The sequence below is a fragment of the Burkholderia savannae genome, assembly GCF_001524445.2.
GTDB classification, from domain to species: Bacteria; Pseudomonadota; Gammaproteobacteria; order Burkholderiales; family Burkholderiaceae; genus Burkholderia; species Burkholderia savannae.
In genome coordinates, this window is sequence record NZ_CP013417.1 from 3,277,976 (window position 1) to 3,300,794 (window position 22,819).

Annotated in this window: 19 protein-coding genes, 1 pseudogene and 1 riboswitch; of the genes and pseudogenes, 13 read left to right on the top strand and 7 right to left on the bottom strand. The window is 68.0% G+C overall.

Going from position 1 to position 22,819, the window contains the following annotated elements; translation table 11 throughout:
* Positions 1-121 precede the first annotated feature (121 nt).
* Entirely contained in the window at positions 122-1,570 is a 1,449-nt protein-coding gene (locus tag WS78_RS16135) for a DEAD/DEAH box helicase (protein ID WP_038751958.1), read from the top strand.
* 201 nt (positions 1,571-1,771) lie between these two features.
* On the opposite strand, the gene WS78_RS16140 is transcribed toward WS78_RS16135, so the two are convergent.
* The 3 genes from WS78_RS16140 to WS78_RS16150 all read right to left on the bottom strand — a co-directional run bounded on the left by WS78_RS16140 (position 1,772) and on the right by WS78_RS16150 (position 5,398).
* Positions 1,772-2,272, bottom strand: a complete 501-nt coding sequence (locus tag WS78_RS16140) for a PNPOx family protein (RefSeq protein ID WP_038751955.1) — start codon at positions 2,270-2,272, stop codon at positions 1,772-1,774.
* 336 nt (positions 2,273-2,608) lie between these two features.
* Positions 2,609-3,436 carry a ferritin-like domain-containing protein gene (locus WS78_RS16145; protein ID WP_038751952.1) on the bottom strand — a complete coding sequence of 276 codons (828 nt, stop codon included), beginning with the start codon at positions 3,434-3,436 and terminating at the stop codon, positions 2,609-2,611.
* A 297-nt stretch (positions 3,437-3,733) separates the two neighbouring features.
* A complete protein-coding gene (locus WS78_RS16150; RefSeq protein WP_059575263.1) occupies positions 3,734-5,398 on the bottom strand; it encodes a gamma-glutamyltransferase family protein in 1,665 nt (554 codons plus the stop codon).
* 239 nt (positions 5,399-5,637) lie between these two features.
* Between WS78_RS16150 and WS78_RS16155 the strand changes: the two genes are divergently transcribed.
* Together WS78_RS16155 and WS78_RS16165 are read left to right on the top strand one after the other, a co-directional pair.
* On the top strand, positions 5,638-6,417 hold the full coding sequence (locus WS78_RS16155) for a DeoR/GlpR family DNA-binding transcription regulator (protein ID WP_038751947.1): 780 nt from the start codon (positions 5,638-5,640) through the stop codon (positions 6,415-6,417).
* A gap of 317 nt (positions 6,418-6,734) precedes the next feature.
* Positions 6,735-6,932, top strand: a complete 198-nt coding sequence (locus tag WS78_RS16165) for a phage tail assembly chaperone (protein WP_038751987.1) — start codon at positions 6,735-6,737, stop codon at positions 6,930-6,932.
* Between the two features lie 66 nt (positions 6,933-6,998).
* Here WS78_RS16165 and WS78_RS16170 read toward each other — a convergent pair whose 3' ends face one another.
* Complete coding sequence (locus WS78_RS16170) at positions 6,999-7,370, bottom strand: hypothetical protein (protein WP_038751984.1); 372 nt, start codon at positions 7,368-7,370, stop codon at positions 6,999-7,001.
* 175 nt (positions 7,371-7,545) lie between these two features.
* Here WS78_RS16170 and glpD point away from each other — a divergent pair, with 175 nt between their 5' ends.
* The 5 genes and pseudogenes from glpD to WS78_RS16195 all read left to right on the top strand — a co-directional run bounded on the left by glpD (position 7,546) and on the right by WS78_RS16195 (position 13,187).
* A complete protein-coding gene (gene glpD, locus WS78_RS16175) occupies positions 7,546-9,078 on the top strand; it encodes a glycerol-3-phosphate dehydrogenase (protein WP_059575265.1) in 1,533 nt (510 codons plus the stop codon).
* 103 nt (positions 9,079-9,181) lie between these two features.
* Positions 9,182-10,684: a glycerol kinase GlpK gene (gene glpK / locus WS78_RS16180; protein WP_038751941.1), complete on the top strand. Its 1,503-nt coding sequence runs from the start codon at positions 9,182-9,184 to the stop codon at positions 10,682-10,684.
* 112 nt (positions 10,685-10,796) lie between these two features.
* Positions 10,797-11,513, top strand: coding sequence for an MIP/aquaporin family protein (locus tag WS78_RS16185; RefSeq protein WP_038751938.1), 717 nt, complete (start codon positions 10,797-10,799; stop codon positions 11,511-11,513).
* Between the two features lie 145 nt (positions 11,514-11,658).
* A pseudogene (locus WS78_RS16190) lies at positions 11,659-11,969 on the top strand (EamA family transporter); the annotation flags it as partial.
* A gap of 531 nt (positions 11,970-12,500) precedes the next feature.
* On the top strand, positions 12,501-13,187 hold the full coding sequence (locus WS78_RS16195) for an HAD family hydrolase (protein ID WP_038751935.1): 687 nt from the start codon (positions 12,501-12,503) through the stop codon (positions 13,185-13,187).
* Positions 13,188-13,257: 70 nt separating this feature from the next.
* Here WS78_RS16195 and ribB read toward each other — a convergent pair whose 3' ends face one another.
* The 3 genes from ribB to WS78_RS16210 all read right to left on the bottom strand — a co-directional run bounded on the left by ribB (position 13,258) and on the right by WS78_RS16210 (position 16,367).
* Positions 13,258-13,980, bottom strand: coding sequence for a 3,4-dihydroxy-2-butanone-4-phosphate synthase (ribB, locus tag WS78_RS16200; RefSeq protein WP_038751933.1), 723 nt, complete (start codon positions 13,978-13,980; stop codon positions 13,258-13,260).
* A 124-nt stretch (positions 13,981-14,104) separates the two neighbouring features.
* A riboswitch (FMN riboswitch) is annotated at positions 14,105-14,253 on the bottom strand.
* Positions 14,254-14,392: 139 nt separating this feature from the next.
* Entirely contained in the window at positions 14,393-15,061 is a 669-nt protein-coding gene (locus tag WS78_RS16205) for a helix-turn-helix domain-containing protein (protein WP_038751929.1), read from the bottom strand.
* A gap of 133 nt (positions 15,062-15,194) precedes the next feature.
* Complete coding sequence (locus WS78_RS16210) at positions 15,195-16,367, bottom strand: MFS transporter (protein WP_059575267.1); 1,173 nt, start codon at positions 16,365-16,367, stop codon at positions 15,195-15,197.
* Between the two features lie 140 nt (positions 16,368-16,507).
* On the opposite strand from WS78_RS16210, the gene WS78_RS16215 reads away from it, so the two are divergent.
* The 5 genes from WS78_RS16215 to WS78_RS16245 all read left to right on the top strand — a co-directional run bounded on the left by WS78_RS16215 (position 16,508) and on the right by WS78_RS16245 (position 22,686).
* Complete coding sequence (locus tag WS78_RS16215) at positions 16,508-17,440, top strand: LysR family transcriptional regulator (RefSeq protein WP_038751924.1); 933 nt, start codon at positions 16,508-16,510, stop codon at positions 17,438-17,440.
* 669 nt (positions 17,441-18,109) lie between these two features.
* A complete protein-coding gene (gene miaB / locus WS78_RS16225) occupies positions 18,110-19,483 on the top strand; it encodes a tRNA (N6-isopentenyl adenosine(37)-C2)-methylthiotransferase MiaB (RefSeq protein ID WP_038751922.1) in 1,374 nt (457 codons plus the stop codon).
* Positions 19,484-19,509: 26 nt separating this feature from the next.
* On the top strand, positions 19,510-20,580 hold the full coding sequence (locus tag WS78_RS16230; RefSeq protein ID WP_038751919.1) for a PhoH family protein: 1,071 nt from the start codon (positions 19,510-19,512) through the stop codon (positions 20,578-20,580).
* 648 nt (positions 20,581-21,228) lie between these two features.
* On the top strand, positions 21,229-22,026 hold the full coding sequence (gene ybeY / locus WS78_RS16240) for an rRNA maturation RNase YbeY (protein WP_059575269.1): 798 nt from the start codon (positions 21,229-21,231) through the stop codon (positions 22,024-22,026).
* A gap of 21 nt (positions 22,027-22,047) precedes the next feature.
* Positions 22,048-22,686 carry a gamma-glutamylcyclotransferase gene (locus WS78_RS16245; protein ID WP_038751913.1) on the top strand — a complete coding sequence of 213 codons (639 nt, stop codon included), beginning with the start codon at positions 22,048-22,050 and terminating at the stop codon, positions 22,684-22,686.
* Positions 22,687-22,819 lie beyond the last annotated feature (133 nt).

Genomic DNA, 22,819 nt, shown 5'->3' on the forward strand with positions numbered 1-22,819 from the left:
GGTGACGCTAACGGGGCGCGGCTGCGGGAAACCGCGGCCGCGCCCTTTTGTTTTTCCGGCGACGTCCGTTTTCCGCGCGGGCCGCGCGAGGACGCCGCCTCATCAATAATCAAGAGTATCTATGTCTTTCGCATCTCTCGGCCTCGCCGAACCGCTCGTGCGGGCCGTCAACGAGCTGGGCTACACGCAGCCCACGCCAATCCAGGCTCAGGCCATTCCCGCCGTGCTGGGCGGCGGCGACCTCCTCGCCGGCGCGCAGACGGGCACCGGCAAGACCGCCGGCTTCACGCTGCCGATCCTGCAACGCCTCCACGCGTTCTACGGCGAAAACCGCAACGCGCGCCGCGCGGTGCGCGCGCTCATCCTCACGCCGACGCGCGAGCTCGCCGCGCAAGTCGAGGAAAGCGTGCGCGCGTACAGCAAGTACGTGAAGCTGCGCTCGACCGTGATGTTCGGCGGCGTCAGCATCAATCCGCAGATCGACGCGTTGAAGCGCGGCGTCGACATCGTCGTCGCGACGCCGGGGCGCCTGCTCGATCACATGCAGCAAAAAACGATCGACGTGTCGAGCCTCGACATCCTCGTGCTCGACGAGGCGGACCGGATGCTCGACATGGGCTTCATCCACGACATCAAGCGCGTGCTCGCGCGGCTGCCGGCGAAGCGCCAGAACCTGCTGTTCTCCGCCACCTTCTCCGACGAGATCAAATCCCTCGCGGACAGCCTGCTCGACTCGCCGGCGCTCATCGAAGTCGCGCGCCGCAACACGACGGCCGAGACGATCGCGCAGAAGATCCACCCGGTCGATCGCGACCGCAAGCGCGAGCTGCTCACGCATCTGATCCGCAAGCACAACTGGTTCCAGGTGCTCGTGTTCACGCGCACGAAGCACGGCGCGAACCGGCTCGCCGAGCAGCTGACGAAGGACGGCATCAGCGCGATGGCGATCCACGGCAACAAGAGCCAGTCGGCGCGCACGCGCGCCCTCGCCGAATTCAAGAGCAGCACGCTGCAGGTGCTCGTCGCGACCGACATCGCCGCGCGCGGAATCGACATCGACCAGTTGCCGCACGTCGTCAACTTCGATCTGCCGAACGTCCCCGAGGACTACGTGCACCGGATCGGCCGCACCGGCCGGGCGGGCGCGAACGGCGAGGCGGTGTCGCTCGTGTGCGTCGACGAGAAGCAACTGCTGCGCGACATCGAACGGCTCATCAAGCGCGAGATTCCGCAGGAAGTGATCCCGGGCTTCGAGCCGGACCCGAACGCGAAGCCCGAGCCGATCCAGCGTCGCGGACAGCGCGGCGGCAACAGTGGCGGCAGCGGCAATGACGGTAGCGGCGCAGGCAACGGCGGCCGCGGCAATCGCTCGCCGCGCGCGGCGAGCCAGCCGCAGGCGCAGCAAGGTCAACCCGCCGCGCGACGCGACGGTGGTGCGCAGGCGAAGACCGCCAAGCCGCAGCAGGCACGCGGCGGCAACGGCCGCCCGGCGGGCAACGGCAATTCGAACGGCGGCGGCACGCATGCGAACCGCAGCCGTTCGTCGCGCAGCGGCCAGCGCGGCCGCTGAGCATCGGCATGCGTGGCGGGGCCGCGCGTCGAAGCGCCTCGCCTCGCCTCGCCTCGCCTCGCCTCGCGTCACGTCACGTCGCGTCGCGTCGCGTCACGTCACGTCACGTCACGTCGACCAACATCATGCCGCCTTCCCGCCTCCCCGCGCGCGGCCCAAGTGTTCGCGTCATCTGCTTTCGGCGCGCGGCCCGCACGTCGTTCAACGCCTGAGCTGCGCGATCTGCCGCGCCCAGCGCGCGAGCACGGCGGGCGCGTCGGCTCGCGCGAGCTCGAACGCGATCCCCGTCGTGAGGCGCGCATAGCCGACCCGCTGCGCTTCGCCGTCGACGAGCGCGGCGACGAAGCGCGCGAGTCCGTCGTCGGTCGAATCGGATGAATCGATGCGCAAGCGCGCCTGATGGAACGCGCCGTCGGCGACGAACGTGAGCGTCGCGTCGGGATGCGCGGCGAGCGCGCGCGCCGCGCGTGACTGCGGCCACAGTGAGAAGCGCAGCGACCGCGCATCGGGCGCATAGAGCTCGCCCGCGCTCAGCAGCGTCGTGCGCGGCTGCGGCGGATCGACATCGCGATCGACGACCACGAGCGCAGCGGCAAACCCCGCCTTGCGCGCGAGATCGTCGCCGTCGAACAGCGCGAGCGCCGCGCGCGGCCACGCGTCATACGTCGTCCGTTCGAGAGTGCGTCGGTGCGAATCGGTCACGGTGTGCTCTCCTGCTGCGTGTCGTGTCGAACGAAACCCTCAGCATACCGCGCGACGCGTTGCCAGCGCTCAGGGCTAGTTCACGCTGATAACGGGCTTGCGCCGGCCGCCGGAAGGGCCGCGCGCAAGGATTGCGACGAAGCGAATACTCGACGTATTCGCAAGGAGCATGACGCAGCGATCGGCTCTTCTGGCGGCCAGCCCCTCGAAGGATTTCTTCGATCACGGGAACGTGCCCGTGCGCCCGCATTGCGGCGTCGTTCGTCGTCGCAATAGCACCCTTGCCCTGCGGGCGCAAAGGCACGTTCGCAAGCCCGTTATCAGCGTGAACTAGCCCTAACGGAAGAACACGTGCTGCGTGAGCTTCGTCAGCGGATAGTGGACGCCCGGCTGGATCTTCGCGGGCAAGTCGAGCGGCTTGAGCAGCATCTTCACGCACATGTCGGCGGACAGGTTGCGCCTCACGAGCGCGTTCACGCGCGCGGTCCGCTCGCGGCAATACGCGGAATCGCCCACACGTTCCGGGTAGCGGATCGCGAACACGTGCCGCAGCGCGATCTCCGAATCCTCGTTCTTGATCTCGAGCACGCGCCGCATCAGCGCGCCGAGCACCGCGAGCCGGCCGTTGCCCTCGACCTTGTTGTACTTCTTGAAGTAGCGGAAGAAATGCTTGTAATGGCGGACTTCGTCGGTGCGGATGTTGTCGGTGATTTCCTTGAGCACGGGCTCGTCCGAGCATTCGTTGATCGCGCGATAGAGCGTCGCCGTGCCCGTCTCGACGACGCAACGCGCGACCATCTCGAGCGCGCGCGTCTTCTCGAACGCTTCGAGCGAACAGGTCTTCGAATACTCTTCGAAGAAATTCGCGAATGCGAGATCCCAATCGAATTCCGGCCACACGTGCGCGATATACGCCTTCAATGCGCGGCCGTGCTGCAATTCCTCGTGCTCCCATTCGGCGTTGAGCCATGCCGACACTTCGGGATCGCCGTCGAAGAATTGGCTCAAATTGCTCGTGTAAAGATCGGAGCCGCTCTCGATGAACGACGCCGCGCACAGCAGCAGCAACAGATCCTCGTTCGCCGCGGCGCGTTGACGGTCGATGCGCGTCAAGTCGATGTCTTCGATGCGCCAGGGCATCTCGTGCGTGGTATCAGCCAACATGTTTCGCGCTCCCAAACGCCGCCTCGCATTCGCGACGGACCGCGCCGCGCGCGATTCCGCCGGTTGCGGCGCGTTGAAATCGGTTATTCGACATGTCCGGCCATCTTAGCCGGACTTTTTCGATCGTGCTTCGAAGCACTGACCTTAACCGGCAATCGCAGTTCCACGGCGGCTATCACGCAATATTAGACGCGTAATTCGAAAAGGCGAGCGATATGGAAAGCGAAAGCCTCTTTTGAAATGCCTTTCGATATCGTTTCGCCCGCAACGGACATTGCAGGTGACGCGCGCGGCGCGTCAAAAGCCCGCCGCGAGACCGTCTCGCCGGCTGTCGCTCGCCGCGACGTAGCCCCGGTCGGGCTCGTCGCGATCGAGCCGCCAGATGAACTGCCCGGACCCGAAGTCCATGTACGGATCGTGGATCGCCTGGATCGTGTGACCGCGCGCGGCAAGCGAATCGACGACCGATGCGTCGAGCGTCGATTCGACGTCGAGCGTGAACGACCGGCTTACCTTCCAGCGCGGCGCGTCGCACGCGGCCTGCGGCTGCTGGCCGTAGCCGAGCATCCGCACGATCGTCTGCAGATGGCCTTGCGGCTGCATGTCGCCGCCCATCACGCCGAAGCTCATCGCCGCGTGCCGCACGCCCTCGACCTGCTGCGTGACGAACGCCGGGATGATCGTATGGAACGGCCGCTTGCCGCCCGCGACGACGTTCGGCGACGCCGGATTCATCGAGAATCCGCAGCCGCGGTTCTGCAACGCGATCCCCGTGCCCGGCACGACGAGGCCCGAGCCGAAGCCCATGTAGTTGGACTGAATGAAGCTCACCATCATGCCGCGCTCGTCGGCCGCGGACAAATAGATCGTACCGCCCGCGCGCGGCATGCCGAACGTGAAGTGCGTCGCCCGCCTGACGTCGATCAGCTTCGCACGCGCGTCGAGATACGCGTCGTCGAGCATCTGCGCGGGCGTGACCTCCATCGCGCGCGGATCGGCGACGTAGCGGTAGACGTCGGCGAACGCGAGCTTCATCGCCTCGATCTGCACGTGCTGCGAATCCGCCGAGTCGAGCGGCAGATCGTCGAGATCGAAGCGCTCCATGATGCCGAGCGCGATCAGCGCGGCGATCCCCTGCCCGTTCGGCGGGATCTCGTGCACCGTGTAGCCGCGGTAGTCCTTGCCGATCGGCTCGACCCACTCGGGCCGGTATGCGCGCAGGTCGGCGGCGCTCAGCGCGCCGCCGCCTTCGCGGAAGAACGCGGCGATCGCGTCGGCGATGCTGCCTTCGTAGAACGCGCGCGCGCCTTGCGCCGCGATCGTGCGCAGCGTCTTCGCGTGGTCGGGCAGCCGCAGCAGCTCGCTCGTCTCGGGCGCGCGGCCGCGCGGCATGAAAGCCTGCGCGAAGCCCGGCTGATCCTTCAGCTCGGGCACGGCGGCCGCCCACTTGTGCGCGACGATCGCGGCGACCGCGTGCCCGCGCTCCGCGAGTTCGATCGCCGGCTCGAGCAGATCGGCGAACGGCAGCGAGCCGAACTTCGCGTGCAGCGCCTCCCAGCCGGCGATCACGCCGGGCACCGTCACGGTGTCCCAGCCGCGCGTCGGCTGTCGCGCGAGGCCGTTGCCCGCCTCGCCGTGCCGGCGGCGGAAATAATCGACGTTCCATGCGGCGGGCGCGACGCCCGACGCGTTCAGGCCGTGCAGCTTCGCGCCGTCCCAGACGAGCGCGAACGCATCGCCGCCGAGGCCGCACGACACCGGCTCGACCACGGTGATCGCGGCCGCCGCGGCGATCGCCGCATCGATCGCGTTGCCGCCCTTCCACAGCATCCTGAGCCCCGCCTGCGCGGCGAGCGGATGCGAAGTCGAGACTACGTTGCGCGCGAACACCGGCACGCGCGTCGTCGGATACGGGTTGCGCCACGAGAACGTCGCGCCGGGCGGTTTCGAATGAAGATTCATCTCAGGCCAACGGTAAAGAGGATCGAAACAAACATTCCAGCGCGAATACGCGGCCCCGACAAATTCATTTGTCACATGAATTGATGCGGGAACGACATGAATCGAGTCTAGACCGAGATCGGCCCGCGTGCGCGGCGGCATGCGCCGCCCGCCCGTCGAATCGGCGCGAACAGCCCTTACAATGCGAAATGGCCGCCTCCAGTGCCCCGTCCCATCGAGCCGAATCGAAACCCGCGAACATGACACGAGACCCCCGCCTCACCCTGAACGCACGTCAGCAGGAATTGCTCGAATGGGTGCAGCGCGACGGCTTCGTCACTGTCGACGATCTCGCCGCCCATTTCAACGTGACGCCGCAGACGATCCGCCGCGACGTCAACTGGCTCGCCGACCTGAACCTGCTGCGCCGCTACCACGGCGGCGCGAGCCTGCCCACGAGCTCGGAGAACGTGTCGTACACCGCGCGCCAGCGGATGTTCCACGACGAGAAGCGCAAGATCGCCGCGCTCGCCGCGTCGCACATCCCCGATCAGGCGTCGCTCTTCATCAACCTCGGCACGACGACCGAGGAGGTCGCGCGCGCGCTCAACCGGCATCGCGGCCTGCACGTCATCACGAACAACCTGAATGTCGCGAGCATGATGAGCGGCTATCCGGAATGCGAGGTGCTGATCACGGGCGGCATCGTGCGGCCTTGGGACAAGGGCATCGTCGGCGAGCTCGCGATCGACTTCATCCGCCAGTTCAGGGTCGACTACGCGATCATCGGCACCTCGTCGATCGAAAACGACGGCACGCTGCGCGACTTCGACACGCGCGAGGTGCGCGTCGCCGAGGCGATCATCCAGCACGCGCGCACCGTCTACCTCGTCACCGACCATTCGAAGTTCGGCCGCCCGGCGCTCGTGCGCCAGGGGCATCTGAGCCAGATCCACGCGCTCTTCACCGACAAGCCGCTTCCCGACGAGATGGCCGACACGATCGCGCAGGCGGGCACGCAGGTCTACGTCGCCGACTGACCGGGCGGCCGCGCGAGCGGCACCGCGCATTGCTGCGCCGCACCCAAAACTTCAAGTGAAATCAAGGAATTGGCGCACCGTCGCAACCGCCTGACGAATTTCTTGATGTCAATCAGAAAATTATCGGGGTGCGATTTGTAGATGCCGGCTCGCTTGACTACACTCCAAATCCCCGGCGCGGTTGCGCGCTCGGCGCAACCGGGGCGACGTCAATAACGCCAAGGCCGGGACAGCGGCTTTCCCCCCACGCCTTCCCTTGCTGGGTCACTCGACCGGACATTTGCGCCCGGGACAGTACGGTTGTCATGGAGAGAACGATGCTAAGTCCGCATGAATTCGCCACGCTGTTGCTTGTGAAGGATGCCCCCGACCAAGCCGACATGGACCGCGACGAACTCGACGCGCTGCTCGAGCGGCAGCTCGTGAAGCTGGAATCGCTCGGCTCCGGCAGGAAATACTGCGTCACCGAAATCGGCGACGCGGCCTTGCGATCGATCAAGCTCCGTTATTCGTGATGTTCCGGCCGAACGGGCGCGGCCAGTGCCAGGCGGCGCCCGTTCGGCCCACTCCTCTGCCGTCTTTCAACTGCCGCGCAGCGACGGGTCTACCGCCGCCCGCCAGCTGAGCGCTTGCGCGCGCGCGTCGTTGAGATAGCTCACCCAGCGGCTTCGTTCAGCCGGGTCGGCGTTCGTCCCGAGCGCCGCGTGGCGCTGCGCAAGTTCGTTTTCGAACGCGCAGAAGCGCGCGTCGGTCAGCTTGCCGTGTCGCTTCGCGACCCACGCATCGAATGCCGCCGAATAGACGGCCTGCGCGTCGTCGCCGTAGTCCCGCACGTCGCCGCAAGTCCGCTGCAGCTCGGAAAACGACGGCCCGCCCCAGCTACCGAACATCGCCGGCCCGCCCGCACATCCGGCCAGCAGCGCGAGCGCGCCCGCCGTGATCATCGTACGCATGTGCATCCCCTCGCTCGTTGGTCATGCGCCAGTATCGTCCCAGAGCGTGCGCTGCGCCACCCGACCCTCAAAAGCGAACTTTACTTTTTCGATTGTGTTCGTTAAATTTCGAATGCGAACATTTCTGGTTCGCTCATTTTCTATTACACGAACATACGAACGGTAGGATCAGCGGGTGACTCAACAGAATCGTTACGATCTGCTCGTCGTCGGCGGCGGGATCAACGGCGCGGGCATCGCGCGCGACGCGGCCGGCCGCGGCCTGTCGGTACTCCTCTGCGAGCAGGACGACCTCGCGTCGCACACCTCCTCGTCGAGCACGAAGCTGATCCACGGCGGTCTGCGCTATCTCGAGTACAAGGAATTCGGGCTCGTGCGCAAGGCGCTGCAGGAGCGCGAGACGCTGTTGCGCGCGGCGCCGCACATCATATGGCCGCTGCGCTTCGTGATGCCGCACATGCCGAACCTGCGCCCCGCATGGCTCATCCGCATCGGCCTGTTCCTGTACGACCATCTCGCGAAGCGCGAGCTGCTGCCCGGCTCGCGCGGCATCGTCATGCGCCGCCACCCCGCGGGCGCGCCGCTCGTCGATTCGATCAAGCGCGGCTTCGTCTACTCGGACGGCTGGGTCGACGACGCGCGGCTCGTCGTGCTGAACGCGCTCGACGCGCAGGAGCGCGGCGCGCGCATCCTCACGCGCACGAAGCTCGTGTCGGCGGAGCGCCGCGACGGGCAATGGCACGCGCGGCTGCAGCGCGCCGACGGCACGACGCTCGACGTGCGCGCCCGCGCGGTTGCGAACGCGGCCGGCCCGTGGGTCGGCGACGTGCTGCACGGCGCGCTCGGCCGCGGCGCGCAGCACAGCGTGCGGCTCGTGAAGGGCAGCCACATCGTCACGCGGCGCCTGTTCGATCACGACCACGCCTACATCTTCCAGAATCCGGACAAGCGGATCATCTTCGCGATTCCGTACGAGCGCGACTTCACGCTGATCGGCACGACCGACGTCGAATATCACGACGATCCGTCGCGCGTCGCCATCGACCGCGACGAAACGCGCTACCTGTGCGAGTCGATCAATCGCTACTTCAAGCGTAAGATCTCGCCCGCCGACGTGTGCTGGACCTATTCCGGCGTGCGCCCGCTCCTCGAGGACGAGAACGCGGACAACCCGTCCGCCGTCACGCGCGACTATCGCCTCGAGATGGACGGCGGCGAAGGCGCGCCGCTGCTGTCGGTGTTCGGCGGCAAGATCACGACGTTCCGCAAGCTCGCCGAGGAAGCGACCGACATGCTGGGCGGCATGCTCGGCGCATCGCGCGGCGCGTGGACGGCGGGCGTGCCGCTGCCTGGCGGCGACATCGCCGATGCGCGCTTCGCGCCGTTCGCCGAAGCGTTCGCGAAACGTCATCCGTGGTTGCCCGCCGGGCTCGCGCGCCGCTATGCGCGCGCGTACGGCACGCGCGCCGAGCGCGTGATCGGCGACGCGAAATCGCTCGCCGCGCTCGGCGCCGAGCTCGCGCCCGGTCTTTACGAAGCGGAATTGCGTTATCTGCGCGACGCCGAATGGGCGAGCTGCGCGGACGACGTGCTGTGGCGGCGTTCGAAGCTCGGTCTGCATGTCGCGCCGGGCACGCTCGACACCGTGACGGCCGCGCTCGACGCCTGGTTCGGCGCCGCGCGCGAAGCGGCGAGCGCCGTGCACTGACCGGCGCGTCGACGCCGGCGGCAACGAACGACGACAGGAAACATCAGGAACGCGCCGCGCCCGCGGCGCGTATCACAACTACGTACGGATGGAGATGAGACACATGCAGGATCAGTACATCCTCGCGCTCGACCAGGGCACGACCAGCTCCCGCGCCATGCTATTCGATCGACAAGGCAACATCGTGTCGATCGCGCAGAAGGAATTCGAGCAAATTTATCCGCAGCCGGGCTGGGTCGAGCACGACCCGCAGGAGATCTGGTCGACGCAGGCGGGCGTCGCGGCGGAAGCCGTCACGCGGGTCGGCCTGAACGGCACGGCGATCGCCGCGATCGGCATCACGAACCAGCGCGAGACGACGATCGTCTGGGATCGCGAGACGGGCCACCCGATCTACAACGCGATCGTCTGGCAGGACCGCCGCACCGCCGATTTCTGCGACCAGCTCAAGGAGCAGGGCCTGAGCGAGAAGGTCCGCGCGAAGACCGGCCTGCCGATCGATTCGTACTTCTCGGCGACCAAGATCCGCTGGATTCTCGACAACGTCGAAGGCGCGCGCGAGAAGGCGCGCCAGGGCAAGCTCGCGTTCGGCACGGTCGACAGCTGGCTCGTCTGGAACTTCACGAAGCACGAGCTGCACGTGACCGACGTGACGAACGCATCGCGCACGATGCTCTTCAACATCCATACGCTCGACTGGGACGACGAGCTCCTCGACGCGCTCGAGATTCCGCGCAACATGCTGCCGGAAGTGCGGCCGTCGTCCGAGATCTACGGGCCGACGAAGACGACGGTGTTCGCCTCGAAGATTCCGCTCGCGGGCATCGCGGGCGACCAGCAGGCCGCCCTCTTCGGCCAGATGTGCACGACCTCCGGCATGGTGAAGAACACCTACGGCACCGGCTGCTTCCTGATGATGAACACCGGCGAGAAGCCGATCGAATCGCGGAACAATCTCGTCACGACGATCGCGTGGCAAGTGGACGGCAAGGTCAACTACGCGCTCGAAGGCAGCATCTTCATCGCGGGCGCGGTCGTGCAATGGCTGCGCGACGGGCTCGGGATCATCAAGAGCGCGTCGGAGATCGAGGCGCTCGCGGGCGGCGTGCCGCACACGGACGGCGTCTATCTCGTGCCCGCGTTCGCCGGCCTCGGCGCGCCGCACTGGAACGCGCGCGCCCGCGGGTCGCTCTTCGGCGTCACGCGCGGCACGACGTCCGCGCACCTCGCGCGCGCGGCGCTCGATTCGATCGCGTATCAGTCGCTCGACGTGCTGAAGGCGATGGAAGCCGATTCGGGCATCCGGATCGGCGAGCTGCGCGTCGACGGCGGCGCGAGCGCGAACAACCTGCTGATGCAGTTCCAGGCCGATCTGCTCGGCGTCGACGCGGTGCGTCCGCGCATCACCGAGACGACCGCGCTCGGCGCCGCGTATCTCGCGGGCCTCGCGATCGGCTACTGGCAGAACGTCGACGAACTGCACAGCCAATGGCAGCTCGAGCGCCGCTTCGCGCCGTCGATGCAGAGCGATCAGGTCAGCACGTGCCTCGCCGGCTGGCAGCGCGCGGTGCGCGCGGCGAAGGCGTGGGCGGACGACACGCACTGAGCAACATCGTTCGGCATCCGTATCAAAAGCAATTCGACAATCACATTCACAACAATCAGGCGGGCCGCGCGACGCAAGCCGCGAGCCCGCCATACCGGTAGAGAGACACATCATGTCACCATATATCGCGGAGTTCATCGGCACGGCTCTCCTCGTGCTGCTCGGCAACGGCGCCGTTGCGAACGTGTTGCTCGCGAAGACCAAAGGCAAAGGCGCCGACCTCATCGTCATCGTGATGGGCTGGGCGATGGCGGTATTCGTCGCGGTCTACGTGACCGCATCGTTCTCCGGCGCGCATTTGAATCCGATCGTCACGATCAGCCTCGCGCTCGCGGGCAAGTTCGCATGGGCGAAGGTGGGCGGCTACATCGTGTCGCAGATGCTGGGCGGCATGGCGGGCGCGTTCCTCGTATGGCTCGCGTATCGCCAGCACTTCGCGAAGGAAGCCGATCCCGATCTGAAGCTCGCCGCATTCTGCACGGCGCCCGCGATCCGCAGCGTCACGCACAACGTGCTGACCGAGGCGATCTGCACGTTCGTGCTGATCCTCGGCGTGCTGTATCTCGCGTCGCCGCAAGTCGGCCTCGGCGCGCTCGACGCGCTGCCCGTCGGCCTGCTCGTGCTCGGCATCGGCATCTCGCTCGGCGGCCCGACGGGCTACGCGATGAGCCCCGCGCGCGACCTGTCGCCGCGCATCATGCACGCGCTGCTGCCGATTCCCGGCAAGCGCGACAGCGACTGGCGCTATGCGTGGGTGCCGGTGCTCGGGCCGCTCGTCGGCGGCGTGCTCGCGGCGAACCTGTATCTGTATCTGCATACGGCGCACTGAGCGCAGCGTCGCATGCCGCCGCGCGCTCGCCGCGGCCCCCTCGCCCGGCAACGAGCGAGGGGGGGTTCAATTGGCGTGAGCCGAATCGGGGCGGGGCGGGCCGAGCCGGTTCGGAATCCTTCGAAAGCGCCCCCCATCTATCCGGATCTGCTACCTGACGGCCGTCGCGATCCTGTTCTCGACGCTCGCCCGCGCGCGCAACCTGTCCGCGCCGCCCGGCTCGATCGTGCCGCTGGCCCTGTCGATCAGCGTATTCAGCCTGGTCGGCTTCTTCTCGCTCGCGTACGGCTCGACGGCAGGCCACGTCGCGATCGTCACCGTGCTCAGCTCGCTCGCGAGCGGCTTCATGGCGCTGCTCGGCTTCTTCGTGCGCGGCGAGCGGCCGAGTGCGCTGCAATGGGTCGGCATTGCGGCATTCACGTCGGCGTCGTGATGCTGAAGAGCACGCCGCAAGCTCGCAGTCCGAGCGGCTCGGGCCGATCGGCCCGGCCGAGCCTCGCGTCGACGGCGCGGCGCGAGCATCAAGGGCATGCGGCTGCGTGCCGCCGGGCCCGCGACAGGCAGCCGCACGACGCGACGATGATCGGCACCCGCGCGGCTCGCGCGCGGACGTGAACGTGCGAGCCTGCATCGATCATGCGTCCGTCGATTCGACATCGACATCGACATCGACACGACGCGCCACGCCGCACCGCGCGCCGGGAGCATGGCCCCCTGCCCGCCCCTCGCCGCCGCTTGCTTCACGCTCGCTCGCCGCTTTGCGTCCGCATTGCCTCGCGGGAAATCGCGCAGCGTCACGAGCGTCGGCGCGGAGCCTCGCCCTCGCTGCCGCGCGCTCGCCCGCACCAACGCATGCGAACACGAACGAGCGCCGCGCGGCCCACGCAACGTGTCGCACCATGATTCGCGCCGACGAGCCGCGCCCCGCCGCGACAAAGCACGTATCATGATGCTTCGTCGCCTCGTCCCATTTTTCGTTGTTTTCCTATGCTCGACCACCTCATTTGCGACTGCGACGGCGTGCTCGTCGACAGCGAAGTGATCGCCGATCGCGTGCTGTTCGACACGCTGTCGGCCACGTTTCCCGCGATCGATTTCACGGTCGACGCGAAAGCCGCGTTCGGCCAGCAGACGTCGCGCTTTCTCGCGGGCCTCGAAGCGCGCCACGGCATTGCGATGCCGGCGAATTTCCTCGATACGATCGAGCACAACATCGAGATCGGCCTTGCGCAGTGGCTCGCGCCGATCGCCGGCGTGCGCGACGCGCTGTCGAAGATCGCGCTGCCCGCGGCCGTCGTGTCGAACAGCCGGCTCGAGCGCGTGCGCAACTCGCTCAAGCGCGCGGCGCTCACGGACGTGTTCGGCGAGCGCGTGTTCAGCGCCGAGCAGGTCGCTCGGCCGAAGCCCTATCCGGACGTGTATCTGCACGCGGCGCGCACGCTCGGCGTCGAGCCGGCGCGCTGCGTCGTCGTCGAGGACAGCGTGTCGGGGCTGAACGCGGCGCGCGCGGCGGGCATGAAGACGATCGCGTTCGTCGGCGCGAGCCACATTCCCGGCGGCTACGAAGACGCACTGCGCAAAATGGGGATCACGCGCATCATGCGCTCGATGGACGAGCTGCCTGCGCTCGTCGAGGCGGGCTTGCGCGGCGAATTCGGCGGCGTGCAGTCGTAGTCGCGCAACGTCGCTTCGCGCGCGGCGCGGCTCGCCCGCCGCACGCTGTCGCCGAGCAAACCGGAATCGATCAGGCAACGTCCTCGCAGCACGCGTCGCGTTCGCGCGCGGCCGCGAGCCGCTCGCGGAATTCGACGAGCTCGGCGATCGTCAGCATCGGCAGCCCGTGCTGCGCGGCGAAGCGCTCGACGTCGGCGCCGCGCGTCATCGTGCCGTCCGGATTCATCAGCTCGCACAGCACGCCCGCGGGCTCGAGCCCGGCCAGGATCGCGAGATCGACGGTGCCCTCGGTATGGCCGCGCCGCGCGAGCACGCCGCCCGGCGCCGCGCGCAGCGGAAACACGTGGCCGGGGCGCACGATGTCGTGCGGCAACGCGCCGTCGGCGATCGCCGCGCGAATCGTCGTCACGCGATCGGCGGCCGACACGCCGGTCGTCACGCCGACGCGCGCCTCGATCGACACCGTGAACGCGGTGCCGTTCTTGCTTTCGTTCAATTGCGCCATCGGCGGCAGCTCGAGCGCGCGCACCTTTTCGTCCGTCAGGCACAGGCACACGATGCCGCTGCACTCGCGGATCAGCAGCGCCATCGTCTCGTCGGTGAGACGCTCGGCGGCGACGATCAAATCGGCTTCGTTCTCGCGGTCGTCGTCGTCCTGCAGCACGACCGCGCGCCCTTCGCGCAGCGCGGCGAGCGCGGCGGCGATGCGCGGCGGCACCGGTTCGGCGTCGAGCAACGGGAGATCGGAGAAAGCGTCGGCGGGCGCCGACTTCGAAGGCAACGGAAACGACATGATATGAAACGCTCCTCGCGGAAAAAATGGGGCGAAAAACGTTTCAGGGCTTAGCAAACAGACAGCGCGACACCGCTTCCGCGCCGCGCGCGCAGCGGACGAGGCCTGGCGCACATGACCATCTGCACATCTTCTCTCATCCGGACTATGACCGTCGGCTCTGGCATCGGACCAGATCTGCTGACCCCACGCATTGCGCGGGCGCTCGCGGGCTCGCCGGCAACATGCCGGCCTACCGCCGGTGGGGAATTTCACCCCGCCCTGAAGACGCACTGATTGCCGGACGAACCGGCCGGTGAAGCATACAACACCTGCGGACGCGCCGCAGCGAGAAGCCGACAAGACCCTACTGACGAATCCGTCTAAACCGTGCTAGACCGCGACGCGCGAGCGTGCGCCGCAACGCTCGGCGTCACGCCGGCACGTGCCAGCGCGGCGGCACTTCGGCGTTGACCGTCACGCGAAACGCACGCGCCTCGGTATCGCCGGGGTTGCGCAGCGTGTACGGCTGATCGGCGTCGAACACGATCGCGTCGCCCGTCGCGAGCAACTGGCGCCGATCGTGGATGCTGACTTCGAGCGTGCCTTCGCTGACGACGAGATTCACGCTCGTGCCGGGTGCGCGCGACGCGCCCGGCTCGGTGTGCAGCGGCGCGATCCGCAGCTCGTGGAATTCGGCGACCGCGGGCTCGCCTTCCGGATACAGCGCGCGCGCGGAGAAGCGCCCGTTCGAGCTGACGACGCGCACCGCGCGCTCGGCGCTCAGATGCTCGAAACCATTGACCGCATGACGCCGCAGGAACGCGGCCACCGACACCTTCAGCGCGGCCGCGACCTTGCAGAGCACCTTGATCGACGGCACGCTGCGCGCCGATTCGATCTGCGCGAGCATCGCCCGCGACACGCCCGAGAGCCGCGCGAGCGCATCGAGCGACAACTGGCGCTCCGCGCGCAGGCGCGCGAGATTCACGCCGACGAGCCGCTCGAGCGCATCGAACGACTCGTACGACGCGTCGGCATCGGCCGCCGAGGCGGCATCCGGTGAAGACACATCGCGCACGAGCGCCAACGGAGAATGCATGACGTTGCCTCCAGGGCCAAAGCAAGCCCAACGGTTTCAGATGAGCCAAAGACTAACATCCGCTTGGGGGCCGTCAAACAAAGTTATCTTCACACTGTTATCAGGATCGCAGAGGACGGCGTTCCGCGATGCGTCATTGCGCCGTTGCGGCCGCACCCTGTGAGACGCGCGTATCGAGCCGCGCGGCGAGCACGGTGACCGCGAGCGCGGCGAGCGTGACGACGGCCGCGACCCACGGCAGCGCGTCGAGCGGCATGCCGTGCGACAGCGCGACGCCGCCCAGCCACGCGCCGCCCGCATTGCCGACGTTGAACGCGCCGATATTGAGCGTCGACGCGAGATTCGGCGCATGCGCGGCTTTCTCGACCACCCGCGACTGCAGCGGAGGAACCGTCGCGAAAGCAGCGATCCCCCACACGAACACGGTAACGGCGGCCGCGACGGGCAGATGGCTCGTCTTCGCGAACACCGCCATCACGGCGACGAGCGCGACGAGGATCGCGATCAGCGACGGCATCAGCGCGCGGTCCGCGAGCCTGCCGCCGATCGTGTTGCCGATCGTGAGCCCGACGCCGAACAGCACGAGAACGAGCGACACCGCGTGCGGCGAGAAGCGCGTCACGTCCTCGAGGATCGGCGCGATGTACGTGAACACGACGAACACGCCGCCGAAGCCGAGCACCGTCATCATGAGCGCGAGCCACACCTGCGGCTCCTTCAGCACGCGCAGCTCGCGGCCGAGCGCGACGCCCGCCGCATCGCGCTGCTTCGGCACGAGCGCGGCGACGCCGGCGAACGACGCGACGCCGAGCGCCGCGACGATCCAGAACGTCGCGCGCCAGCCGAGCGTCTGGCCGACGAAGGTGCCGAACGGCACGCCGAGCACGTTCGCGAGCGTGAGCCCCGTGAACATCAGCGCGATGGCGCTCGCGCGCTTGTCGGCGCTCACGAGCGACGCGGCGACGACCGCGCCGATGCCGAAGAACGAGCCGTGCGCGAACGACGTGACGACGCGCGCGATCATCAGCATCCCGTAGCTTTGCGCGACCGCGCACAGCACGTTGCCGACGATGAAGATCGCCATCAGCAGTTGCAGCGCCGCCTTGCGCGGCATTCTGCTGGTGAGCACGGCGAGCAGCGGCGCGCCCGCGGCGACGCCGAGCGCATAGCCGCTGACGAGGAGGCCCGCGGACGGCAGCGTGACCGCGAGATCGCGCGCGACGTCGGGCAAGAGGCCCATGATGACGAATTCGGTGGTGCCGATGGCGAACGCGCTGATCGCGAGCGCGAGTAACGGTAGAGGCATGAGACGCTCCGGTGCGGGATGCGGCGCGACTCATGCGGCACCGCATCAAAAAACTGACGAGCGCGCATTGTCCCGAATCAGAAGAATTTTGATAATTGGCGTAGCATTTGAATCATTTTCAAAAAATATCTGAAAATCGCATGGATCGATTGGGCGACATCCGCTTGTTCGTCGAGGCTGCCGAGCTCGGCAGCCTGTCGGCCGCCGGGCGCAAGCTGAACCTGACGCCCGCCGCCGCGAGCGCGCGGCTCGCGAAGCTGGAGGCGCAGGTGTCGACGCGCCTCTTCGAGCGCTCGACGCGGCGGCTGCGGCTCACCGACGAGGGCCGCCTGTACCTGAACTGCTGCCGGCAGGCGCTGCAGGCACTCGACGACGCCGACGCGATGCTTCAGGAAGGCCGCAACGTCGTGAGCGGCAAGGTGCGGCTGTCGTCGACGTCGGATTTCGGGCGCAATCAGCTGCTCGACTGGCTCGACGAATTCAACGCGCGCTATCCCGACGTGACGTTCTCCGTGACGGCGTCGGATTCGTCGTCGAACCTCTGGCAGGACGAGATCGATCTCGCGATCCGCTTCGCCGCGCCGCCCGACGGCGCGCTGATCGCGCGGCGGCTCGCGGCGAACCGGCGCGTGCTGTGCGCGTCGCCCGCGTTCATCGGCAAGCACGGCGCGCCGAAAGACCCACTCGATCTGGCCCGCTTTCCGTGCAACGTGATCACGATCGCGTCGGGGCCGCTCAACGTGTGGCGCTTCACGCGCGGCGACGACACGCAGACCTACACGGTGCCGCTCGCGAACGCGCACGAGACGAACGACGGCGGCCTCACGCGCGAATGGACGATTCGCGGCTACGGCATCGCGCTGAAATCGATCTGGGACATCGCGGCCGACGTGCGCGCGGGGCGGCTCAAGGTGCTGCTGCCCGAGTGGCGGCACCACGACGCGCCGCTGCACGCGATCTATCACGGCAAGCGCTACATGGCGCCGCGCGTGCGGGTGCTGCTCGATTTTCTCGTCGAGCGCTTCGCGCAGGAGGAAAAGGCGCTCGAGGGTCTGCTGAACGCGTGCCGGTGACGCGGGGCGCACGCCGCTTCGGCGCTTCGGCGCGCTGCTCGGCCCGACCGCGCGAATCGGTGCTCGCCGCCGCGGCTTTCCGCTTCTTGGATTCTCGCTCGACTCTCGGCTCTCGGCTCCTCGCTTCTTGCCTCGTAGGCTTATTGACTAGTCGGTTGTCGGTTGTCGGTTGTCGGTTGTCGGTTGTCGGTTGTCGGTTGTCGGTTGTCGGTTGTCGGTTGTCGGCTCGTCGGCTCGTCGGCTCGTCGGCTCGTCGGCTCGTCGGCTCGTCGGTTCGTCGGTTCGTCGGTTCGTCGGTTCGTCGGTTCGTCGGTTCGTCGGTTCGTCGGTTCGTCGGTTCGTCGGTTCGTCGGTTCGTCGGTTCGTCGGTTCGTCGGTTCGTCGGTGCGAGGATCGCACCAAGCGGCGCGCGTGCCTGCCGCCCCGCCGCAATTCGCTGCCTGCCGCCCTTGCCCGTGCGCCCGCCACGCGATCGGCCAAACGCCGCCCCGCCTCGCGCGACGCCCCGCCGCCTGCTCCGCGAAGCCCGAAAAGCTATAATAGAAAGCTTTCCCGGCGGCATCTTCCCGTACGCGGCGCGCGCATCGCGCGGCTGGCGGCGCGCCGATCCGTCCCCCGATCCACTTTGAACGACGCCCCCAGGTCAACCACTGCGAACGGCGAATCCTCATGACCAAGAAAGTTTACGTAAAGACCTTCGGCTGCCAGATGAACGAGTACGACTCCGACAAGATGGTCGACGTGCTCAACGCCGCCGAAGGCCTCGAGAAGACCGACACCCCCGAAGACGCGGACATCATCCTCTTCAACACCTGCTCGGTGCGCGAGAAGGCGCAGGAAAAGGTGTTCTCCGATCTCGGCCGCGTGCGCGAGCTGAAAGAGGCGAAGCCGGAACTGCTGATCGGCGTCGGCGGCTGCGTCGCGAGCCAGGAAGGCGCGTCGATCGTCGCGCGCGCGCCGTACGTCGATCTCGTGTTCGGCCCGCAGACGCTGCACCGCCTGCCGCAGATGATCGACGCGCGCCGCGCGAGCGGCCGCGCGCAGGTCGACATCACGTTCCCCGAAATTGAGAAGTTCGATCACCTGCCGCCCGCGCGCGTCGAAGGCCCGAGCGCGTTCGTGTCGATCATGGAAGGCTGCAGCAAGTACTGCAGCTACTGCGTCGTGCCGTACACGCGCGGCGATGAAGTGTCGCGCCCGCTCGACGACGTGCTGACCGAGATCGCCGGCCTCGCCGATCAGGGCGTGCGCGAAGTCACGCTGCTCGGCCAGAACGTGAACGCATATCGGGGCCCGCTCGCGGCCGGCTCCGGCGAAATCGCCGATTTCGCGACGCTGATCGAATACGTCGCCGACGTCCCCGGCATCGAGCGAATCCGCTATACGACGTCGCATCCGAAGGAATTCACGCAGCGCCTGCTCGACGTGTACGCGAAGGTGCCGAAGCTCGTCGACCACCTGCACCTGCCCGTCCAGCACGGCTCGGACCGCATCCTGATGGCGATGAAGCGCGGCTACACGGTGCTCGAGTACAAATCGGTGATCCGCAAGCTGCGCGCGATCCGCCCGAACCTGTCGCTGTCGACGGACATCATCGTCGGCTTCCCCGGCGAGACCGAAGCCGACTTCGACAAGACGATGGCGCTCGTCCACGAGATGAGCTACGACACGAGCTTCTCGTTCATCTACAGCCCGCGCCCCGGCACGCCCGCCGCGAACCTCGCCGACGACACCCCGCGCGAGGTCAAGCTCAAACGCCTGCAACATCTGCAGGCGACGATCGAGGAGAACGTCGCACGCATCAGCCAGTCGATGGTCGGCAGGGTCGAGCGGATTCTCGTCGAGGGACCGTCGCGCAAGGACCCGAACGAACTCGCGGGCCGCACCGAGAACAACCGGGTCGTGAACTTCCCCGCGCCACTCGCCTCGCACCCGCGCCTCATCGGCCAGATGATCGACGTGAAGATCAATCACGCGTATCCGCACTCGCTGCGCGGCGAGCTCGTGCTCGCGCACGACGACGCGAGCGCCGCCACGCACTGAATGCCCTACAGGAACCCGACGCCACTTTGAAAACCGCTCAAGCACTGGAATTCACCGCGCCGCGCGACGACAACGCGCGCCTCGCGAATCTCTGCGGCCCGCTCGACGAAAATCTGCGGCAGATCGAACAGGCGCTCGACGTGACGCTCACGCGGCGCGGCCACCGGATCGCGATTCGCGGGCGCGGCGCGAAAACCGCGCTGACGGCGCTCGAGGACTTCTACAACCGCGCGCGCGATCCGCTGTCGGTCGACGATATCCAGCTCGCGCTCGTCGAGGCCCGCCATCCGGGCAATCCGCGCCGTAACGGCCATGGCGAAGGCAACGGCGGGACCGAAGTCGACGTGCGGTTTCGCGGCGATCCGGACCATCCGTTCGACGAGCCCGTCGTGCGCATCGGCGACGAAGAGCACATCGACGATGGCGCGCCGAAGCTCTATACGCGCCGCGCCGATCTGCGCGGCCGCACGCCCGCGCAGCGCGAGTACCTGAAGCAGATCCTGTCGCACGACGTGACGTTCGGCGTCGGCCCGGCGGGCACCGGCAAGACGTATCTCGCGGTCGCGTGCGCGGTCGACGCGCTCGAACGCGACCAGGTCAAGCGCATCGTGCTGACGCGCCCGGCCGTCGAGGCCGGCGAGCGGCTCGGCTTCCTGCCCGGCGACCTCGCGCAGAAGGTCGATCCGTACCTGCGGCCGCTGTACGACGCGCTCTACGATCTGCTCGGCTTCGACAAGACCGCGAAGATGTTCGAGCGGCAGATGATCGAGATCGCGCCGCTCGCGTACATGCGCGGCCGCACGCTGAACCACGCGTTCATCATCCTCGACGAGGCGCAGAACACGACGCCCGAGCAGATGAAGATGTTCCTCACGCGGATCGGCTTCGGCTCGAAGGCGGTCGTCACGGGCGACACGAGCCAGGTCGATTTGCCGCGCGCGCAGAAGAGCGGCCTGATCGAGGCGCAGCAGGTGCTCGGCGGCGTGCGCGGCATCGCGCTCACGCGCTTCACGAGCGCCGACGTGGTCCGCCATCCGCTCGTCGCGCGCATCGTCGAGGCCTACGACGAATTCCACGCGCAGCACAAGGACGAGTGAACGCGTCGCGCCGGCGCGGCCGCGCGGGACGATCGGGCCGAAGCGCGCCACGAACGGAAGCGTGCTTGCCGATCGGGCGGCGTGCACGGCCTGCGCGGGCGGCGCCTCGCACCGCTCGCGCAGGCCGCCTGATCACTCGATCGTTCGTCGCGCGATCATCGGTCGCGTGATCGTTCGCGTGATCGGCCGCTCGGCCGCTCGATTGGTCGATCGCTCGGCCGGTCGATCGGCGGATCTTCCGGGGAGCGCCTGAGCGACCAGTCGCCCGATCGTCCGTTCCGCACGGCAACGCCATCGACCGGGTTCGCGCGCGGCGACGCGCGACGGATCGCAATCCGAATCCGTCGACGGCGCGCCCGCCGCCCCGTCGACGATCCGCAGCGCTCGGGCACCGGTCCCATGCCGGCCGATGCGCGCCCCGCCCGCCTGCCGCGCGTGTCGGCGCAACGCTCGCCCCCAAGAACCGCCGGCCGCACGCCGGCCGCACGCGCCTGATACTGCGCGCCGGGCCTCGCCCGAATCGTCGCCGGGCGAGCCCAAAAATGCCGCGCGCAAGCCCCCTCCCCACTCGCGACAACTCGCCAATTGGCCCCCGGACGCTCGTCCGTTTGGTGTATCCTCAACCGCGTTCAAACCGACGTCAGCGTGATGAAATCGTCCCGTTCCACCAAGTCCGCGCGCGCCGAGGCAGCGCAACCCGAATTTCCTCGCCTGTCGCTGTTCGATGCGAAAGGCAAAGTCAAATCGGTCGACGCGCAGGCGCTGCGCGTCGACTTCGCCGACGGCCGCAGCCTGATGTTCGACCTGTCCGGCAGTTCGGGCGACGCGGCCGTCGCGATCGTCGCTCAGCACGCGGACCCGTCGCTGCGCGCGACGATCGCGCTGCGCCCCGAGCACTACGATAGCGTGACGGTCGAAGTCGGCGCCGACGAGAATCCGGACTTCGCTCACGACGAAACGAGCGACGCGGGCGAAGACGCGCACGACCGCGAGCCCGAGCTCGACCTCGCGGTCCAGTACGGCGACGAGATCGGCGACGCGCAGCGCAAGTCGCTGCCCAAGCGCAAGGTGATCGCCGAATGGCTCGAGCCCGCGATCTTCTCCGACGCGCAGTTCACCGTGCGCTTCGTCGGCGCCGACGAAGGGCGCGCGCTCAACCACAGCTATCGGCACAAGGACTACGCGACGAACGTGCTGACCTTCGCGTACGGCGAGGAGCCGGACGGCGTCACCGTCGCGGATCTCGTGCTGTGCTGCCCCGTCGTCGAAAAGGAGGCGCGCGAGCAGGGCAAGACGCTCGTCGCGCACTACGCGCATCTGCTCGTGCATGGCGCGCTGCACGCGCAGGGGTATGACCACGAGCGCGGAGAGGAGGACGCGGCCGAGATGGAAGCGCTCGAAACCGACATCCTCGCAAAGCTCGGCTTCCCGAATCCGTACCGCTGATTCGCGCCGCCCTGCCCGCCCGTGAGCCGCCCCGCCCCCGCACCCAGCCGCTGCCCATACCCTCCGTCGCTCGGCGAAGCGCGCTACCTGAGCGACGACGAACTCGCGGCGTCGCTCGGCGCGACGCTGGCCGGCTGGGATCGCACGAGCGATCTGTGGCTGTTCGGCTATGGCTCGCTGATCTGGAACCCGGGGATGCCCGCCGTCGAGTCGGTGCGCGCGAAGGTCCACGGCTACCACCGCGGGCTCTATTTGTGGTCGCGCGTGAACCGCGGCACGCCCGAGCAGCCTGGGCTCGTGCTCGCGCTCGACCGCGGCGGCTCGTGCACGGGGCTTGCGTTCCGGCTCGCCGGCCGCACCGCGATACCGCACCTCGAGGCGCTGTGGCGGCGCGAGATGGCGATGGGCTCGTACCGCCCCGCGTGGCTGCCGTGCGCGCTCGCGGGCCGTGAGCGGGTCAGCGCGCTCGCGTTCGTCATGCGGCGCGACGTCCCGACCTATACCGGCAAGCTGCACGACGACGTCGTGAGAATCGTGTTCGGCTGCGCGAGCGGCCGCTACGGCACCACGCTCGACTACGTGAGCCGCACCGTCGACGCGCTGCGCGACAGCGGAATGCCCGATCAGGCGCTCGAGGCGCTGCTCGCGCGCTGCAGATAGCGGCCGAAGGGCTGACGCTCTCAACGCCGCCGACTCTGTCAACGCAGTCGGTCGGCGGGCGTGGGCGGACGGTGCGGCGAGCGGTCGCGCGACGCGCCGAACGCCGAGTACCGGTTGCCGGATGCCAAACGAG

Excerpts from the sequence above, each read along its gene's own strand:
- glpK (WP_038751941.1), top strand. The coding sequence starts at position 9,182 with ATGCAGGATCAGTACATCCTCGCGCTCGACCAGGGCACGACCAGCTCC.
- WS78_RS16185 (WP_038751938.1), top strand. The coding sequence starts at position 10,797 with ATGTCACCATATATCGCGGAGTTCATCGGCACGGCTCTCCTCGTGCTG.
- WS78_RS16165 (WP_038751987.1), top strand. The coding sequence starts at position 6,735 with ATGCTAAGTCCGCATGAATTCGCCACGCTGTTGCTTGTGAAGGATGCC.
- WS78_RS16135 (WP_038751958.1), top strand. The coding sequence starts at position 122 with ATGTCTTTCGCATCTCTCGGCCTCGCCGAACCGCTCGTGCGGGCCGTC.
- ybeY (WP_059575269.1), top strand. The coding sequence starts at position 21,229 with ATGAAATCGTCCCGTTCCACCAAGTCCGCGCGCGCCGAGGCAGCGCAA.
- WS78_RS16150 (WP_059575263.1), bottom strand. The coding sequence starts at position 5,398 with ATGAATCTTCATTCGAAACCGCCCGGCGCGACGTTCTCGTGGCGCAAC.
- WS78_RS16145 (WP_038751952.1), bottom strand. The coding sequence starts at position 3,436 with ATGTTGGCTGATACCACGCACGAGATGCCCTGGCGCATCGAAGACATC.
- WS78_RS16170 (WP_038751984.1), bottom strand. The coding sequence starts at position 7,370 with ATGCGTACGATGATCACGGCGGGCGCGCTCGCGCTGCTGGCCGGATGT.
- WS78_RS16215 (WP_038751924.1), top strand. The coding sequence starts at position 16,508 with ATGGATCGATTGGGCGACATCCGCTTGTTCGTCGAGGCTGCCGAGCTC.
- WS78_RS16210 (WP_059575267.1), bottom strand. The coding sequence starts at position 16,367 with ATGCCTCTACCGTTACTCGCGCTCGCGATCAGCGCGTTCGCCATCGGC.
- ribB (WP_038751933.1), bottom strand. The coding sequence starts at position 13,980 with ATGTCGTTTCCGTTGCCTTCGAAGTCGGCGCCCGCCGACGCTTTCTCC.
- WS78_RS16205 (WP_038751929.1), bottom strand. The coding sequence starts at position 15,061 with ATGCATTCTCCGTTGGCGCTCGTGCGCGATGTGTCTTCACCGGATGCC.
- WS78_RS16195 (WP_038751935.1), top strand. The coding sequence starts at position 12,501 with ATGCTCGACCACCTCATTTGCGACTGCGACGGCGTGCTCGTCGACAGC.
- WS78_RS16155 (WP_038751947.1), top strand. The coding sequence starts at position 5,638 with ATGACACGAGACCCCCGCCTCACCCTGAACGCACGTCAGCAGGAATTG.
- miaB (WP_038751922.1), top strand. The coding sequence starts at position 18,110 with ATGACCAAGAAAGTTTACGTAAAGACCTTCGGCTGCCAGATGAACGAG.